The organism is Erythrobacter sp. NE805 (assembly GCF_046452355.1).
Lineage (GTDB): Bacteria > Pseudomonadota > Alphaproteobacteria > Sphingomonadales > Sphingomonadaceae > Erythrobacter.
In genome coordinates, this window is record NZ_JBKFDI010000003.1 from 260399 (window position 1) to 274379 (window position 13981).

Sequence of the window (13981 nt, forward strand, 5' to 3'; positions counted from 1 at the left end):
GCACTCACCGCGCGAGCGGCCCCGTCGCGAAGCTCGCGCGGGTGATGACGTAGGTGAGGTGCGGGATGACCGCGCCGCCCGCCATCACCCGCTCCTCGCGCCGGTCGGTGAGAACGGCGCCGATCTTCTCCAGCGCGCGGCGCGAGCGGGTGTTGGTGGCGCCGACGAGGAAGCGCACCTCGGCGACGCTCGCGAGCGCGTGAGCGAGCATCAGGCGCTTCATCTCGTGATTGTGGACGCCGCCCCAGTAGAGCCGCGCGAGGAAGGTCCAGCCGATCTCGACCGAGCCGCCGCCAGCCTCGTCGAGCCCCTGAAAGCGCGAGGAGCCGATCACCGCGCCGGTCTTGGCGTCGAGCGCCAGCAAGGCGCCCTGGTGGGCGAGCGCATCCTCGAAGAAGGCGCGGAACACCGGCTCGCACCAGCGGTCGTGCGCGGGGTGCTGCTCCCACAGGAGCGGGTCGGCGGCGACCGCGAAGAGCGCCTCCCAGTCGGTCTCGCGCAGCGGCCGCAGGCGCACGTGCTCGCCCTCCAGCACCGGCTGGCGGTCGAGCATCGCGGCTACACCGCGACCGCGGCCAGCGCGGCGACGAACTTCGGCAGGTTCGACGGCGTCAGCCCGGCGATGTTGATGCGGCCCGAGGCGGCCATGTAGATGCCGTGCTCCTCGCGCAGTTGAGCGACCTCCTCCTTGGTGATCGGCAGCGTCGAGAACAGCCCGTTCTGCGTGCCCAGCGGGGTGAGGTCGACCCGGCCCGCGCTGCCGGCCGCGGCGAGCGCGTCGCGCACCTGCCGCATCCGCGCGCGCATCGTGTCGAGCTCGGCCTGCCACTGCTGTGTCATCGCGGCATCCTCGAGCAGGAGCCGCACCGCCGCGCCGCCGTGATCGGGCGGCATCGACCACGCCGCGCGGGCGAGCGCGTTGGCGTTGGAGAAGGCGGTGTCGAGCTGCCCCGGCTCCTTGGCCATCACGTAGAAGGCGCCGACGCGGTCGCGGTACTGGCCGAAGTTCTTGTCGCAGCTGTGCGCGACGAAGGCTTCGGGCACCGCGGCGAGCACCGCGCGCATCCCTGCGGCGTCTTCCTCCATGCCGTGGCCGAGGCCCTGGTAGGCGGAATCGATGATCGGGAAGGTGCCGCTCTTCGCAAAGGCCGCGGCGATCGCCGCCCACTGGTCGGGCGTGTAGTCGATGCCGGTCGGGTTGTGGCAGCAGGCGTGGAGCAGCACCGCCTCGTCGGCGGCGGCCCCCTCGATCGCGGCGAGCACCGCCGGAAGGTTCGCGGTGCCGTCGGGGTTGGCGTGCTCGAAGGGGGCGAGCTCGAGGCCGAGGTCGGCGAGGATCTGCGCGTGGTTCGGCCACGAGGGCACGCCCATGTGGACGCGCTTGACGCCCGCCTTGGCCGCGAGACCCAGCGCGAGGCGCACCGCACCCGTCCCGCCGGGGGTCTGCATCCCCTGGATGCGCCCGCCCATCGAGGGATCGGCGGCGCCGAAGATCCACGGCATCAGCGCGGTGACGAAGCCCATGTCGCCCTCGGGCCCCAAGTAGGACTTGCTGTCCTGCACTTCGAGCAGCTTCGCCTCGGCGGCCTTGATCGCGGCGAACACCGGGGTGGCGCCGTCCTCGGTGCGGTAGACGCCGACGCCGAGGTCGATCTTGTCGCCACGCGGATCGGCGGCGTGGAGACGGATCAGGGCGAGCAGCGCGTCAGGCGCCTGGGGGCTGAGTCGTTCGAGCATGGTGGCAGCGCGCATGGCCCGCACGCGCGCGCATCGCAACCGGCTTTTCGTATGTGGGCGCGGAAAATCACGCCCTCAGAAGGGCACCCACTTCTGTTCCTTCGAGAACTTCATGTAGCCCGCATTGACGCCGAGCCGCAGCCCCGCGCCGACCCGGATCGGGATCAGCACCACGTCGCCGCGCCGCACGTAGCTGACGTTGAGGCCGCCCACGAAATAGGCCTGCCCCTCGCCCGCCGGGAAGCGGTTGAAGAGGTCCTCGCTGTCGTAGAGGTTGTAGACGAGGACGAAGGTGTTGCCCGCGTTGGCGCCCGCGTCGAAGCCCACCGAGGGGCCGGTCCAGTAGACCTTCCGCTCGCCCTCGATCTTGTGGTGGAGCGTCCCCGAACCGTAGCGCGCGCCGACGATGAACGCCCCGCCCGCCTCGCGCCCGACGATGTAGGCATTGGGGCGGCCCTGCTTCTTGAGCAGGTCCTCGATCAGCTTGGCGAGCCCTTCCGCGCCCTTGCCGAACACGCCCTCGGCGGCGCCGATAAGGTCGTCCTCGCCATAGGTGGCGGCGGTGTCGGCGGCGGGGGTCGCAGCGGGAGTGGCGGGCGCGGCAGCGGGGTCCGCGGCGGTGGCGGGCGCGGCGTATTCGCTCCAGTTCGCGGTCGGATCGACCGGCGCGGTCTCGGCCGGGGGCGGCGGCGTTGCGGTCGCGGGGCTGCCCTCGGGCTTGGCGAGATCGGCGTCGATCCCCTGGTCGGTCATCGCCGCGTCGGGATCGACCTTCTGGAGATCGTCCTGCGCCGCGGCCGGCACGCTGAGCGCAAGCGCGGCGAAGGCGCCGAGCAGGGCTCCCGCGAGGCGGCGGCGGATGTCAGGAAATCGGGCGGTCATCACGGTCATATGCGGCCTCTCGCAAATTCGGTCAGCCCCGGTTCTTCGCGGGTGGGAGGAGAATCCTTGTCCGTCCCCCGCGCAACCGCTCGTCGCCGGAGCGAATCGGATTTGCGACGAACCGTGCCCTCGTGCCGCCCCGAGGCTGAATGCCCGCCGAACCGCCCGCGCCGCGTCCGCAAGCTGCGGGGCGAGCGGATTTTTCGCCGACGCGGCTTGCCGCTGGCGCAAGGGCCGACTATAGCGCCGCCCTCGCAGCCAAGCGTAATGCCCGGAGACGTGGGTGAGTGGCTGAAACCAGTTCCCTGCTAAGGAACCGTACTCTATCAGGGTACCGAGGGTTCGAATCCCTCCGTCTCCGCCACCGGCCTTCGAGAAATCGGGTTTTTCCTCTCGAGGGTCGCCAGTTCCCATCAGCGACACCGATACCACCCTCAATGGCCGGGTCCGGGACTTTGCAGTCATTGCTTCGCTTCGCCCTGAACGGCGGGTTGTGCGTTGAAATCTGCCGGTTCCAGCCTTCTCCGCTTCACGCACGCGACAAGGGCGCCACTGCGCGCTCGAAAATCGCAGTGTTGCCTGCCGTAATGCTGAGGAGCAACGCACCTTCCAGCAGCGCGACGACAGCTTCCGGTTCCATCGGCAGGGCGCCGGCCGGATCGGGAACTGCCTTCAGGTAGTCCACCAGAGCTTCGGAAAAGCGCTGGGCGGATTGCCGCACCTCGGGAGGGAGGGAAGCCGGCGCCGCGCCGAGAGCGCCGCAAAGGCACATTTCGCCATCCTGTGCCGCAGCGCGGAACAGGTCGACGAGCCTATGCAAAGCCGTCCTCAGATCGGTTGCCGTCCCGAGCATCTCCAGCGCCGCCCCCCGGTACCGCTCCATCAGCGCATAAGCGAGATCGGCCTTCGTCGGGAAATGGTAGTGGACGCTCGCACTCTTGATGCCGACATCGGTCGCGATGTCGCGGAAACTGAAGCCGCCGTAACCCGCGGTCCGCGCGCGGGTTTGCGCTGCATCCAGAATGGCGTCGCGGATTGTTTCGTTCTGCGGCACGGTGACTTACCTCTCTATCGATAGATAGGCATTGCCGCAGAAGCGGGCAAGCGGTATCGCGTCCCTATCAACTGATAGGTAGGCAATCCATGGAACAGAACCCCACGCGCGAAGCCGACGTCGTCATCATCGGTGCCGGCAGCGCCGGAATGTCGGCGTACAAGGCTGCGCGCCGCTTCACCGATTCCATCCTCGTGATCGAGGAAGGGGCCTATGGCACCACCTGCGCCCGGGTCGGGTGCATGCCGTCCAAGCTGCTGATCGCCGCTGCCGAGGCCGCGCACCACGCCCGCGCGGCGCACAGGTTCGGGATTGCGGTCGGTGACGTCCGTGTCGACGGCAAGGCGGTGATGGCCCGCCTGCGGGCCGAGCGCGACCGCTTCGTCGGCTTCGTGGTCGATGATGCCGAGGCCTGGTCCGAGGGGCACAAGCTGCGCGGCGCGGCGCGTTTCGTGCGTCCGCAGGAACTCGAACTCGACGACGGAACCCGGATCCGCGCCGGCCGGGTGATCATCGCCACCGGATCGCGCCCGGTCTGGCCGGCTGCGTGGAACGATCTCGGCGACCGGCTGATCGTCAACGACGATGTCTTCGCATGGGAGGACCTGCCCCGTTCGGTCGCGGTGTTCGGCAATGGCGTGATCGGTCTGGAACTCGCCCAGGCGCTGCACCGGCTGGGCGTGCGGATCAGGCTCTACGGCCTCGGCGGGCTGGTCGGACCGCTCACCGATCCGGAGATCGTCGCCACCGCCCGCGCCGCCTTCGCCCGCGCGTTCGATTTCCACCCGGCCGCCGAGGTCAGCGAAGTGCGCCGCGCGGGCGACGCAGTGGTCGTGACCGCGATCGTCGACGGCGAGCGGGTCGAGGAACGCTTCGACTATCTCCTCGCCGCCACCGGTCGGCGTCCCAATCTCGACCGGCTGGGGCTGGAGAACGCGGGGATCGCGCTCGATGCCCGCGGCACCCCGTTGGACTGGGACCGGACCACCGCGCGGATCGGCGAGAGCGCCATCTTCCTCGCCGGCGACGCCGCGCCCGACGCGCCCTTGCTGCACGAGGCGTCGGACGCAGGCCGGATCGCGGGCGAGAATGCCGCCCGTTTTCCCTTTGTCGCTCCGCGCCATCGCCGCACGCCGATCGGCATCGTCTTCTCCGACCCGCAGATCGCGATGGTCGGCAAGACCCGCAAGGCGCTCGAGCAGGAGGGGACGCCCTTCGTCACCGGGTCGGTCGATTTCACCGGCCAGGGCCGCGCGCGCGTCGCCTTGCGCAATACGGGGCGGCTCAACCTCTACGCCCATCCCGCGACCGGCCGGTTCCTCGGCGCCGAGATGGTCGGCCCTGCCGCCGAACACATCGCGCACCTCCTCGCCTGGGCGATCGAGGCCGAGCGCACCGTCCAGCAGATGCTCGACAGCCCCTTCTACCACCCCGTCATCGAAGAAGGGGTCCGCACCGCGCTGAGGGCGGCGCGCGACGCGATGGAAGCCAGCACCCCGGCCCACCACCCCTGCCTCGATTGCCGCGCGGCTGCCTGAGGAACACGTCAAGGAGCTTTGCCATGTATAACTCTCTCTCCCTCATCATCGGCGGCTCGTCGGGCATGGGTCTGGCGACCGCGCGCCTGCTCGCCGCCGAGGGCCGCACGGTCATGATCGCCGGGCGCGATCCCGCGAAGCTCGCGCAGGCGGCGATCGCGGTCGCCGAGGCCGGCGGCACGCCCGAGCCCGTCGCCGTCGACCTCTACGACGAGGCCGAGGTCGCCGAGTTCGCCCGGCGCCTCGCGGCCGATCCGCGCCACATCGACCGGCTGGTCAACGCGGCGGGATACTTCTTCCCCAAGCCCTTCCTCGATCACGAGCGGGCCGACTTCGACCGCTACCACGATCTCAACCGCGCGACGTTCTTCCTGACGCAGGCGGCAGCGCGCAACATGGTGCGTCACGGCGGCGGCGCGATCGTCAACATCGGTTCGATGTGGGCGAGGCAGGCGATCAAGGCGACCCCGTCGTCGGCCTACTCGATGGCCAAGGCGGGGCTGCACAGCCTGACGCAGCACCTTGCGATGGAACTCGCCGAACACGGCATTCGGGTCAACGCTGTCGCGCCCGCCGTCGTCGAGACGCCCATCTACGGCGCCTTCATCGACCCGGCCGCGATCACCGAGGCGCTCTCGGCTGGGTTCGACGCCTTCCACCCTGTCGGCCGCGTCGGCCAGGCAGACGACGTTGCCCGGCATGTCGCCTTCCTGCTCTCGGACAAAGCCGGGTGGACTACCGGCGCGATACATGATGTCGATGGCGGCGTGATGGCCGGGCGCAACTGAAGGAGTGCTGACGATGCGGATCAATGCGGATTTCAGCGAAAGGGTCGTGATCCGGCCCGGCGATATCGACTGGGTGCCCTCCCCCATGGCGGGGGTCGAGCGCCGGATGCTGGACCGCATCGGCGGGGAGGTCGCACGCGCGACCTCTCTCGTCCGCTATGCGCCGCAGTCCTACTTTCCGGCACACACCCACGGCGGAGGCGAGGAGTTCCTGGTGCTCGACGGGGTCTTCTCCGACGAGCACGGCGACTATCCGGCAGGCACCTATGTGCGCAATCCCATCGGCAGCAGCCACACCCCGCACAGCGAGGAGGGCTGCACCATCCTCGTCAAGCTCCACCAGTTCGATCCGGCGGACACCGAGCAGAAGGTTGTGCGACCCGATCCGAAGGCCTTCATGCCAGGCCTCGTCGATGGCCTGTCGGTCCTGCCGCTCCACGATTTCGAAGGCGAGCATGTCGCGCTGGTTCGGTGGGAACCGGGCACCCGCTTCCACCGCCACCGGCACTGGGGAGGCGAGGAGATCTTCGTCATCGAAGGCACCTTCGCGGACGAGCACGGCGCCTACCCCGCCGGGACGTGGCTGCGCAGCCCGCACGGCTCCGAACATACCCCCTTCAGCACTGAGGGCTGCCTGATCTTCGTGAAGACGGGTCATCTGGGACAAGCGGTCGCGCGATGGGCCGAGGCTGCTGTTTGATCACGCAAGCCCGTTCTTTCGCTACGCGATACAGAAATGGGCGCCTCTCCAGCCGGAGAGGCGACCTTTTTCGCCTGGCCGCCGCTCAGGCGTCGGCAGCTGGCGCGAGCAGGCCGGCGAGCTTGCCCTGTTCCTCGAGCATCGCCAGACGGTCGGACCCGCCAATCGCGACGCCGCCGATGAAGATCTGCGGCACGGTCACCCCGCCGCCCGATCGTTCGACCATCGGCGCGAACAGGTCGGGATCGTCGGTCAGGCTGTGCTCGTCGAAATGCGCACCGTGGCGCCGCAGGATCGACTTGGCGAGGTGGCAGTAAGGGCAGGTATCCTTGGTGTAGATCTCAACCGCGGGCATGGGGAGACTCCTCGGAGGGGGTGGCGGAGCGCGACGCCGCGATCAGCGGCCAGACGATCCAGGGGAACAGCGCGAAAAAGAACAGGCCTTGCAGGACGAAGCTCACAGGGACATCGGGCAGCAGAAAGACCGCGGCGCCGTACGTCGCGAGCGCCAGCGAACCCTTGCGATAGCGCGCAAGCCAGTCAGGCTTTTCGCGCTTGAGGCAATCGACGCACAGGCTCATCACACCGCCTCCAGCAGCATTACCGTGCCCTGTCCGCCGTCGGCGCAGATCGACACCAGCGCGCGGGTTCCGGCGGGGTGGCGGGCAAGCTGGTGCGCGGCCTGGCTGATGATCCGCGCACCGGTCGCCGCGAAAGGATGGCCGAGCGCGAGGCTGCCGCCCCAGGCGTTGAGCCGCTCGCGCGGGAAATCGCCGAGATCGCCGATCCCGTCGGCGTGCTTCGCGCGTGCCGCCGGATCGGCGGCGACCGCGATGTTGGCGAGCACCTGCGCCGCGAAGGCCTCGTGGATCTCCCAGACCGCGATGTCCTCGAACCTCAGGCCGCGGCGTGCGAGCAGCCGGGGGATCGCATAGGCGGGCGCCATCAGCATCCCGTCGGCGGCGAAATCGAGGGCGCCGAGCTCGAAGTCGACGAGCCTGACGGCCACCGCGCCGCTCCCGAGCCGATCGAGGCCCGCGCGCGAGGCGACCCACACCCCGGCCGCGCCATCTGTAAGCGGCGAGGAATTGCCCGCGGTAAGCGTGCCAGCCATCGGATCGAACACCGGTTTCAATGTCGCGAGCCGCTGCGCCGAGGTGTCGGCGCGGACCAGGCCGTCGCGGCTCGCGCCACCATGGGCAATGACCAGCGGATCGAAAGACCCCTCGTCCCACGCCCGCGCAGCGTTGCGGTGGCTGGCGAGCGCCAGCGCGTCCTGCTCCTTGCGCGCGATGTCGAGCAGTCGGGCGGTCTCCTCCATGTGATCGCCCATCGAGCGGCCCGAGATGCGGTTCGCCCAGCCCTTCTTCGGCAGGGCGAAGTCGGCGATGCCGAGTTCGCCGAAGGCGCGCATGGCCGCCGCCGGGTCGCTTGCGGCGAGCGCGGCCAGCCGCGCGGAGACCTTCTCGTCGAGCGCGATCGGCGCACGGCTCATCTGCTCCACCCCGCCGACGAGGGCGAGCGCGATGCCGCCGCGGCCGACGAGGCCCGACGCCTGAATCGCGCCCATCATGCTGGTCGAGCAGGCGAGCTGGGTCGAATAGGCCGGAATGGTCGGATCGAGGCCCGCATCGAGCGCTGCCTCGCGGGCGATGTTCGACAGCGCAAGGCTGGGGATGACCTGACCCCAGATCACGAGATCGGGGCGGGCCGTCTCCGCCATCGTCTGCATGACGGGGGCGGAAAGGGTCAGCGGGGTCTCGTCGGCAAAGCCCGTCCCTGCCTTGAGGAAGGGCGTCCTGATGCCGGCGACGAGGTAGATGTCGTCCATGGGTCGTTCTCCTTGCGCCGGCGATGAAGGGCCGCGCGTCTCAGCGAGATAAGGACGTGGTGGCGCTGGAGAATGCCCGCTGCGGGCAATCCAGCGTTTCGCGAACCGGAAGGATTCCTGCCCGAACCATGCGATTGTCGCGCGGCATCGTTCCGCTTGGCGCAACGCTCCACACCGCCTTTCGCGCGTTCTCGATCGCCCCTCGCGAGCCCATCTGGCGCCGTGACACAGACCTGCGGCTTGCCTTCCGCGAGCCCGCTCGATGGACATGACCGATGATGCGCAACCAGAAAGAAGCAGTCCTGCTTGGCCTTGCCGGCTTCGCTCTCACCAGCCTGGTGATGCTGCCGCCGATCGTTTCGGAACAGGCCGCGAAGGCGGCCCGGATTGCTTCCTACGAGGCCGCCGCCGGAGCGGACGCGGTTCCCTTTGGAGCAGAGCGGCAGGCGCGTCTGGCGCGCCTGCTGCGCAACATGGACGAGGCTGGCGGGCAGAGCGAGCCCACCCGCAAATAGCGACGCAGCCGCTTGGCTCAGGCGAGCCGGGCGACCAGCGCCGCAGCGATCGTCGGCGCCGCGGTCAACCCCGTGAAGCGATCCGTGATCCGGCCGTCCTTGAAGATCAGCAAGCTCGGGATCGAGCGCACAGCGAAGAGGTCCGCCAGCTCGGGCGAGCGGTCGACGTCCACCTTCACCACCCGCGCAGCGCCGCCCAGCTTCCCGGCCAGACCTTCCAGGATCGGCGCCTGCGTTCGGCAGGGGGCGCACCAGGCGGCATGGAAGTCGACCAGCACCGGGCCGTCGGCTTCCAGCACTTCGGCCTTGAAGCAGGCGGCATCGCACTCGACGATCCCGGCCATGCTCACAGCCCCAGGTCCGAAAGGCCGGGGTGATCGTCGGGCCTGCGCCCGAGCGGCCAGCGGAACAGGCGCTCTTCCGCGCGGATCGGATGTTCGTTGATGCTGGCATGACGCCGGTGCATCAGCCCGTCCGCGGCGAACTCCCAGTTCTCGTTGCCATAGGCGCGCAGCCAGTTGCCGCTGTCGTCGTGGTATTCGTAGGCGTATCGCACCGCGATGCGGTTACCCGCGTGCGCCCACAGCTCCTTGATCAGCCGGTAATCGAGTTCCTTTGCCCATTTCCGGGTGAGGAAGGCCTCGACCTCGGCCCGTCCGCGCGGGAATTCGGCGCGGTTCCGCCAGATCGTGTCCTCGGTATAGGCGAGCGCCACCTTGGCCGGATCGCGGCTGTTCCAGCCGTCCTCGGCAAGCCGCACCTTCTCGCGCGCGGTTTCCTCGGTGAAGGGGGGGAGCGGGGGACGGGCCATGAGTTTTCTCCGAAAGCGAAAAAGGGGGACCGGGCGGAGCGTAGGGGGAGAGAAAGCTCCGCCCGGTCGAGGGCGCCGGAGGGCTGTCGGTTCGGCAGCCATCCGGTCGGGGCATCGGGCGGGAGGGGTCGCTAACCCGATGAAGGGACGTTAGGCGCTGCGCCCCGCAACGGGAATGCGCGCCGTGCGCAAGGCATCCTTGCAGCTGGCGGAACAATCCCGATGTGTGCCGCCCCCGCCTGGTCACAGGTCGAGCACCAGCCGGTCGCCACCGCCCGCCTCCGGAGCGGCGGGGAGTGCACAGCAGATCAGCGCCTCGTCTTCGGCGACTTCGGCCTGGGGCGCTTGCGGATAGGTGACCTTGCCGGCGAGAATTCGCGTCTTGCAGGTGCCGCACGAGCCGCTGCGGCAGCCGAACTCGGGGCTCAGCCCGCGCGCTTCGGCGAGGTCGAGCAGCGAGCCCGCGTCCGGCGTCCAGCGCGCCTCCTTGCCGGACTTGGTGAAGGCTACCGGCACCGGCGCGGTGGCCGCCGCCGGGAGAGGCGGGGCGCTCTCCGGTCGGCGCCGGGTGATGGCGGCGGGGCCGAAGACTTCGGCGTGGATTTGCGCGTCGGGCACCCCGATATCGGCGAGCTGGTCGTACAGGCCCTGCATGAACCCGGGCGGCCCGCACAGATAGAAATCGTAAGCCTCGAAGGGCAGCACACGGGCCAGCAGCGCGGCATCGATCCGCCCTTGCGCGTCGTAATCCGCGCCCGGCCGCGCACCCTCGGTGTCGCCGAGCACGCGCACCAACCGGATCGCGCCCTGGCCTTGCTCGACGAGCGCGGCGAGCTCGGCATCGAAGGCGCGCTCGCGGAGGTTGCGCGCGGCCTGGAACACGAAGGTCCGGCGGATGCGGCGCGTCCGCAGCCCCTCGAACACGATCGCGCGCAGCATCGCGAGGATCGGGGTGATGCCGACGCCCGCGGCCAGCAGCACCGCGGGGCGATGCTCGAGCGGGTCGATGGTGAAGCTGCCCGCCGGTGCGCGCGCCTCGATGAGGTCGCCCTCCGCGAGGCCGTGGAGATGGCCCGAGACCAGCCCCTCGCGCTTGACGCTGAGGCGGTAGAACCCGTCCGAGGGCGCGCTCGAAAGCGTATAGGTGCGCATCGTCGGGTGCGCCTGCTCCGCCGGCTTCACCCTGATCGGGAGATGCTGGCCGGGCGCATGGGCGATGATCCCCTCGCCATCGGCAGGTTCGAGATGGAGCGAGCGGATCGCGTCGCTCTCCGCGACGATCTTCGCTACCCGGAAAGGGCGCCATTGGCTGCGCAGCCGTTCCGCCTCGATCCGGCGGCGCGCCTGGTCCCAGTCGCCGGTCATCAGGCTGTTGGGCGACCACCCTTCCGGCCGGAAGGCGAAACGCAGCGGCAGCGCGCCCTCACGCAGAACCGCGCGGCGCGGGCGGAAGGTCCACAGCCGCTCGGCACCCTGGAAGGCGGCGATCTCCGGGGATTCGAGCACCACTTCGGCATCGCCCGTCAGCTGCAGCAAGTCGCCGGTCTCGAAATCGGGGAAGACGAGCCCCGCGCGCGGGTTCACCAGGAAATTGCCGAGCGTGTTGAAGTGAAGATTACCGGCAAAGTCGGGAATGGTCAGCGTGCCGTCCGCGTCCACCCGCACGAAACCGGGCTTGCCGCCGCGATGCGAGGCATCGACATGGCGTCCGGCGGCGTCCTCGACATAGGATGCGACGAAGAAGGTGTCGGCGGCGGCGATCATCGCGGCAACGCGCGGATCGGCCGGGCCGAGTTCCTGCGCAGGGGGCAGGCTCGCCAGATCCGCGGGATCACGCGCGATCCGCCATTCGCGCAGCTGGATGTATTGCGGGCAGTTGCCGAATGCGTGTTCGACCTTGACCGCAAAGCCGCCGCCTTCCCTCGTCTGCACCCGGCCGTTCATCCGGTTGCGGCGGCGGGTGTGAAGCTCGATCCCCAACAGGCCCACGGCCGCACCATCGTGCAGGCCTTGGCTTGCCGGGTCGCGCGGATCGGGGGTGACGGCGAAATCGAGCGTCACCGGGTCGGGGCTGTGCAGGAAACCGGGTCGGCCCGCGAGCAGGGTCGCCCAGGCATCCCCCGCCGCATCGACCGCACCAAGGACCACGAAGGGAAGCTGCGCATAGAAGTCGCGGTGCTGGTCGGGCATGTGGTCGCGGATCACCCTGCGCCCGAATTGCTCCATCCGCTCGGCCACGCCGACCGTGGCCTGCATGGCGACTTCGCCTGCATGGAAGGGGGACGGTTGTTCGGCAGGCGAGGCGGGCATCGGGAGGGCTCCTTCGGGCAGGCGACCGGGTGCGGCATCGCTCCCGGTCGCCCGCGAGGGGGATCAGGCGGCGAGACCGACCGGGGTGCGGCCGAATTCCACGAAGCCGGGAAGCGCCTCGATCCGCGCCAGCCAGGCGCGCACGTTGGCGTAGGGCACAAGGTCGACGTTCCCTTCGGGCGCGCGGGCGATGTAGCTGTAAAGCGCAACGTCGGCGATGGTCGGGCGGTCGGCTGCGATCCATTCGTGCCCTTCCAGCTCGGCCTCGATCAGCGCGAGAATGGCGTGGGCGCGGGCAATCACTTCCTCGGGGCGGAAGTCGGCCTTGAAGATGGTGACGAGCCGCGCTGCGGCGGGGCCGAAAGCGACCTGCCCTGCCGCGACCGACAGCCAGCGCTGCACCCGCGCCGCGCCGAGCGGGTCCTCGGGCAGCCACTCGGTCTTGCCGAACTTCTTGGCGGCATAGACGAGAATGGCGTTGGAGTCGGCGATGAAGTGACCCTCGTCCTCGAGCAGGGGAACCTGGCCGAAGCGGTTGCGCGCGAGGTATTCGGGCGACTTGTGCTCGCCCTTGGCGAGGTCGACCTCGACGATCTCGGCTTCGGCGCCGATCAGGGAGAGGAACAGCCGCGCGCGGTGGGCATGGCCGGAGATGGGATGGACATAGAGCTTCATGGGGTGAGCCTTTCGGGTTGGTGCGCCGGCTGTCGGGCGACGTGGCGCGATGCCACAGCTAGTCCGGCCCGCTGCGCGCAAGAACCGCGCTAATCGGCAAATCAGCGTTCCGGCTTGCGGAATGGTGCGGCGATGAGGCACAAGCGTCAGTGGGGAGCGCAGGCGCTTCGCCAGCGCAGGGGCACACGGCCAAGGGGGGCACGGGGGCATGGACCGTTACCACGCGATGCGGGTCTTCGTCCGGATCGCCGAGACCGGCGGTTTCGCGGAAGCAGCGCGCCAGATGCACATGAGCCCGCCCGCCGTCACCCGCGCCGTTGCCGCGCTCGAGGACACCATCGGTGCGCGCCTGCTGACCCGCACCACCCGCGCGGTCAAGCTCACCGAGGCCGGTGCCCGCTATCTCGAGGACTGCCGCGCCATCCTTGCCGCCATCGAGGAAGCCGAGGCCGCCGCCGCCGGTTCCTATGCCACCCCGACAGGGATGCTGACGGTCACCTCGTCGGTGCTGTTCGGGCAGCTCTACATCATGCCGATCATGACCGAGTTTCTCGACGCGCATCCGCAGGTCACGGGCCGGATGCTGTTCCTCGACCGCGTGGTGAGCCTGGTCGACGAAGGCGTCGACGTCGCGATCCGCATCGGTAACCTGCCCGATTCGAGCTACAGCGCGGTGCGGGTCGGCGCCGTGCGCAGGGTGATCTGCGGGTCCCCCGAATACCTCGAGACGCGCGGCGTCCCGCGCCACCCTTCCGAACTGGCGCAGCACCGCATCATCGCCGCGACCAGCGCCTGGACTTCGCTCGAATGGCGCTTCGGCGAGAACGGCGAAGTCGCGGTGAACGTCAAGCCCGCGCTGTTCTCGAACTCCAACGAGGCGGCGATCGGCGCGGCGCGATCGGGGTGGGGACTGACCCGCGCGCTGTCCTATCAGGTCGGGCCGGACCTCCTCGCGGGCCGCCTGCAGATCGTGCTCGAGGATTTCGAACAGCCGCCCTTGCCGGTGCACATCGTCCATCCGGAAGGCCGCAACGCCTCGGCCAAGGTGCGCGCCTTCATCGACTTCGCGCGCGAGCGGCTGCGTGCCAACCGGGTCATAAACTGACCACGGCATTCCGCGCCGAGGAATAATTCATTCCG

16 protein-coding genes and 1 tRNA gene are annotated in these 13981 nt (G+C 69.5%); 6 read left to right on the plus strand and 11 right to left on the minus strand.

Annotated elements, in window-relative coordinates; all coding sequences use genetic code 11:
* Nucleotides 1–4: 4 nt before the first annotated feature.
* The 3 genes from ACLBKU_RS12730 to ACLBKU_RS12740 form a co-directional block, all read right to left on the minus strand.
* Nucleotides 5–553: a GNAT family N-acetyltransferase gene (locus tag ACLBKU_RS12730; protein ID WP_410179929.1), complete on the minus strand. Its 549-nt coding sequence runs from the start codon at nucleotides 551–553 to the stop codon at nucleotides 5–7.
* Between the two features lie 5 nt (nucleotides 554–558).
* Nucleotides 559–1737 (minus strand): aromatic amino acid transaminase, encoded by a 1179-nt coding sequence (locus tag ACLBKU_RS12735; protein WP_410179930.1) that lies wholly within the window; start codon nucleotides 1735–1737, stop codon nucleotides 559–561.
* Between the two features lie 75 nt (nucleotides 1738–1812).
* On the minus strand, nucleotides 1813–2628 hold the full coding sequence (locus ACLBKU_RS12740; protein ID WP_410179931.1) for a DUF1134 domain-containing protein: 816 nt from the start codon (nucleotides 2626–2628) through the stop codon (nucleotides 1813–1815).
* Between the two features lie 264 nt (nucleotides 2629–2892).
* Between ACLBKU_RS12740 and ACLBKU_RS12745 the strand changes: the two genes are divergently transcribed.
* Nucleotides 2893–2983 (plus strand) — tRNA-Ser (locus ACLBKU_RS12745).
* Between the two features lie 165 nt (nucleotides 2984–3148).
* On the opposite strand, the gene ACLBKU_RS12750 is transcribed toward ACLBKU_RS12745, so the two are convergent.
* On the minus strand, nucleotides 3149–3673 hold the full coding sequence (locus tag ACLBKU_RS12750; RefSeq protein ID WP_410179932.1) for a TetR/AcrR family transcriptional regulator: 525 nt from the start codon (nucleotides 3671–3673) through the stop codon (nucleotides 3149–3151).
* An 89-nt stretch (nucleotides 3674–3762) separates the two neighbouring features.
* On the opposite strand from ACLBKU_RS12750, the gene ACLBKU_RS12755 reads away from it, so the two are divergent.
* Genes ACLBKU_RS12755 through ACLBKU_RS12765 form a run of 3 tightly spaced genes read left to right on the plus strand, consistent with a single transcriptional unit; the run spans nucleotide 3763 to nucleotide 6699 of the window.
* Entirely contained in the window at nucleotides 3763–5211 is a 1449-nt protein-coding gene (locus ACLBKU_RS12755; protein ID WP_410179933.1) for a dihydrolipoyl dehydrogenase, read from the plus strand.
* A 23-nt stretch (nucleotides 5212–5234) separates the two neighbouring features.
* The gene (locus tag ACLBKU_RS12760; RefSeq protein WP_410179934.1) at nucleotides 5235–5999 is read left to right on the plus strand and encodes an SDR family NAD(P)-dependent oxidoreductase; all 765 of its coding nucleotides are present in this window, start codon (nucleotides 5235–5237) and stop codon (nucleotides 5997–5999) included.
* 13 nt (nucleotides 6000–6012) lie between these two features.
* Nucleotides 6013–6699, plus strand: a complete 687-nt coding sequence (locus tag ACLBKU_RS12765) for a cupin domain-containing protein (RefSeq protein ID WP_410179935.1) — start codon at nucleotides 6013–6015, stop codon at nucleotides 6697–6699.
* Nucleotides 6700–6784: 85 nt separating this feature from the next.
* On the opposite strand, the gene grxC is transcribed toward ACLBKU_RS12765, so the two are convergent.
* The 3 genes from grxC to ACLBKU_RS12780 are packed head-to-tail and all read right to left on the minus strand — an operon-like array spanning nucleotide 6785 to nucleotide 8530.
* The gene (grxC, locus tag ACLBKU_RS12770) at nucleotides 6785–7054 is read right to left on the minus strand and encodes a glutaredoxin 3 (protein ID WP_410179936.1); all 270 of its coding nucleotides are present in this window, start codon (nucleotides 7052–7054) and stop codon (nucleotides 6785–6787) included.
* Nucleotides 7041–7280 carry a hypothetical protein gene (locus tag ACLBKU_RS12775; RefSeq protein ID WP_410179937.1) on the minus strand — a complete coding sequence of 80 codons (240 nt, stop codon included), beginning with the start codon at nucleotides 7278–7280 and terminating at the stop codon, nucleotides 7041–7043. Before ACLBKU_RS12775 ends, grxC begins: the two co-directional genes overlap by 14 nt.
* Nucleotides 7280–8530, minus strand: coding sequence for a thiolase family protein (locus ACLBKU_RS12780; RefSeq protein ID WP_410179938.1), 1251 nt, complete (start codon nucleotides 8528–8530; stop codon nucleotides 7280–7282). Before ACLBKU_RS12780 ends, ACLBKU_RS12775 begins: the two co-directional genes overlap by 1 nt.
* Nucleotides 8531–8805: 275 nt before the next feature.
* On the opposite strand from ACLBKU_RS12780, the gene ACLBKU_RS12785 reads away from it, so the two are divergent.
* Nucleotides 8806–9045 carry a hypothetical protein gene (locus ACLBKU_RS12785; protein ID WP_410179939.1) on the plus strand — a complete coding sequence of 80 codons (240 nt, stop codon included), beginning with the start codon at nucleotides 8806–8808 and terminating at the stop codon, nucleotides 9043–9045.
* A gap of 17 nt (nucleotides 9046–9062) precedes the next feature.
* Here the strand turns inward: ACLBKU_RS12785 and ACLBKU_RS12790 are convergent, their stop codons facing one another.
* The 4 genes from ACLBKU_RS12790 to ACLBKU_RS12805 form a co-directional block, all read right to left on the minus strand.
* The gene (locus tag ACLBKU_RS12790; protein WP_410179940.1) at nucleotides 9063–9389 is read right to left on the minus strand and encodes a thioredoxin family protein; all 327 of its coding nucleotides are present in this window, start codon (nucleotides 9387–9389) and stop codon (nucleotides 9063–9065) included.
* A 2-nt stretch (nucleotides 9390–9391) separates the two neighbouring features.
* On the minus strand, nucleotides 9392–9856 hold the full coding sequence (locus ACLBKU_RS12795) for a DUF1348 family protein (RefSeq protein WP_410179941.1): 465 nt from the start codon (nucleotides 9854–9856) through the stop codon (nucleotides 9392–9394).
* Nucleotides 9857–10099: 243 nt separating this feature from the next.
* Nucleotides 10100–12112 (minus strand): pyridoxamine 5'-phosphate oxidase family protein, encoded by a 2013-nt coding sequence (locus tag ACLBKU_RS12800; RefSeq protein ID WP_410179942.1) that lies wholly within the window; start codon nucleotides 12110–12112, stop codon nucleotides 10100–10102.
* Between the two features lie 117 nt (nucleotides 12113–12229).
* A complete protein-coding gene (locus ACLBKU_RS12805; protein ID WP_410179943.1) occupies nucleotides 12230–12841 on the minus strand; it encodes a glutathione S-transferase family protein in 612 nt (203 codons plus the stop codon).
* A 208-nt stretch (nucleotides 12842–13049) separates the two neighbouring features.
* Between ACLBKU_RS12805 and ACLBKU_RS12810 the strand changes: the two genes are divergently transcribed.
* The gene (locus tag ACLBKU_RS12810; protein WP_410179944.1) at nucleotides 13050–13946 is read left to right on the plus strand and encodes a LysR family transcriptional regulator; all 897 of its coding nucleotides are present in this window, start codon (nucleotides 13050–13052) and stop codon (nucleotides 13944–13946) included.
* The last annotated feature ends 35 nt before the right edge of the window (nucleotides 13947–13981 follow it).

Bases quoted from the DNA above. Each gene is read 5' to 3' on its own strand.
- ACLBKU_RS12730 (WP_410179929.1), bottom strand. From the start codon at position 553: ATGCTCGACCGCCAGCCGGTGCTGGAGGGCGAGCACGTGCGCCTGCGG.
- ACLBKU_RS12735 (WP_410179930.1), bottom strand. From the start codon at position 1,737: ATGCTCGAACGACTCAGCCCCCAGGCGCCTGACGCGCTGCTCGCCCTG.
- ACLBKU_RS12740 (WP_410179931.1), bottom strand. From the start codon at position 2,628: ATGACCGTGATGACCGCCCGATTTCCTGACATCCGCCGCCGCCTCGCG.
- ACLBKU_RS12755 (WP_410179933.1), top strand. From the start codon at position 3,763: ATGGAACAGAACCCCACGCGCGAAGCCGACGTCGTCATCATCGGTGCC.
- ACLBKU_RS12760 (WP_410179934.1), top strand. From the start codon at position 5,235: ATGTATAACTCTCTCTCCCTCATCATCGGCGGCTCGTCGGGCATGGGT.
- ACLBKU_RS12765 (WP_410179935.1), top strand. From the start codon at position 6,013: ATGCGGATCAATGCGGATTTCAGCGAAAGGGTCGTGATCCGGCCCGGC.
- grxC (WP_410179936.1), bottom strand. From the start codon at position 7,054: ATGCCCGCGGTTGAGATCTACACCAAGGATACCTGCCCTTACTGCCAC.
- ACLBKU_RS12775 (WP_410179937.1), bottom strand. From the start codon at position 7,280: ATGAGCCTGTGCGTCGATTGCCTCAAGCGCGAAAAGCCTGACTGGCTT.
- ACLBKU_RS12780 (WP_410179938.1), bottom strand. From the start codon at position 8,530: ATGGACGACATCTACCTCGTCGCCGGCATCAGGACGCCCTTCCTCAAG.
- ACLBKU_RS12785 (WP_410179939.1), top strand. From the start codon at position 8,806: ATGATGCGCAACCAGAAAGAAGCAGTCCTGCTTGGCCTTGCCGGCTTC.
- ACLBKU_RS12790 (WP_410179940.1), bottom strand. From the start codon at position 9,389: ATGGCCGGGATCGTCGAGTGCGATGCCGCCTGCTTCAAGGCCGAAGTG.
- ACLBKU_RS12795 (WP_410179941.1), bottom strand. From the start codon at position 9,856: ATGGCCCGTCCCCCGCTCCCCCCCTTCACCGAGGAAACCGCGCGCGAG.
- ACLBKU_RS12800 (WP_410179942.1), bottom strand. From the start codon at position 12,112: ATGCAGGCCACGGTCGGCGTGGCCGAGCGGATGGAGCAATTCGGGCGC.
- ACLBKU_RS12805 (WP_410179943.1), bottom strand. From the start codon at position 12,841: ATGAAGCTCTATGTCCATCCCATCTCCGGCCATGCCCACCGCGCGCGG.
- ACLBKU_RS12810 (WP_410179944.1), top strand. From the start codon at position 13,050: ATGGACCGTTACCACGCGATGCGGGTCTTCGTCCGGATCGCCGAGACC.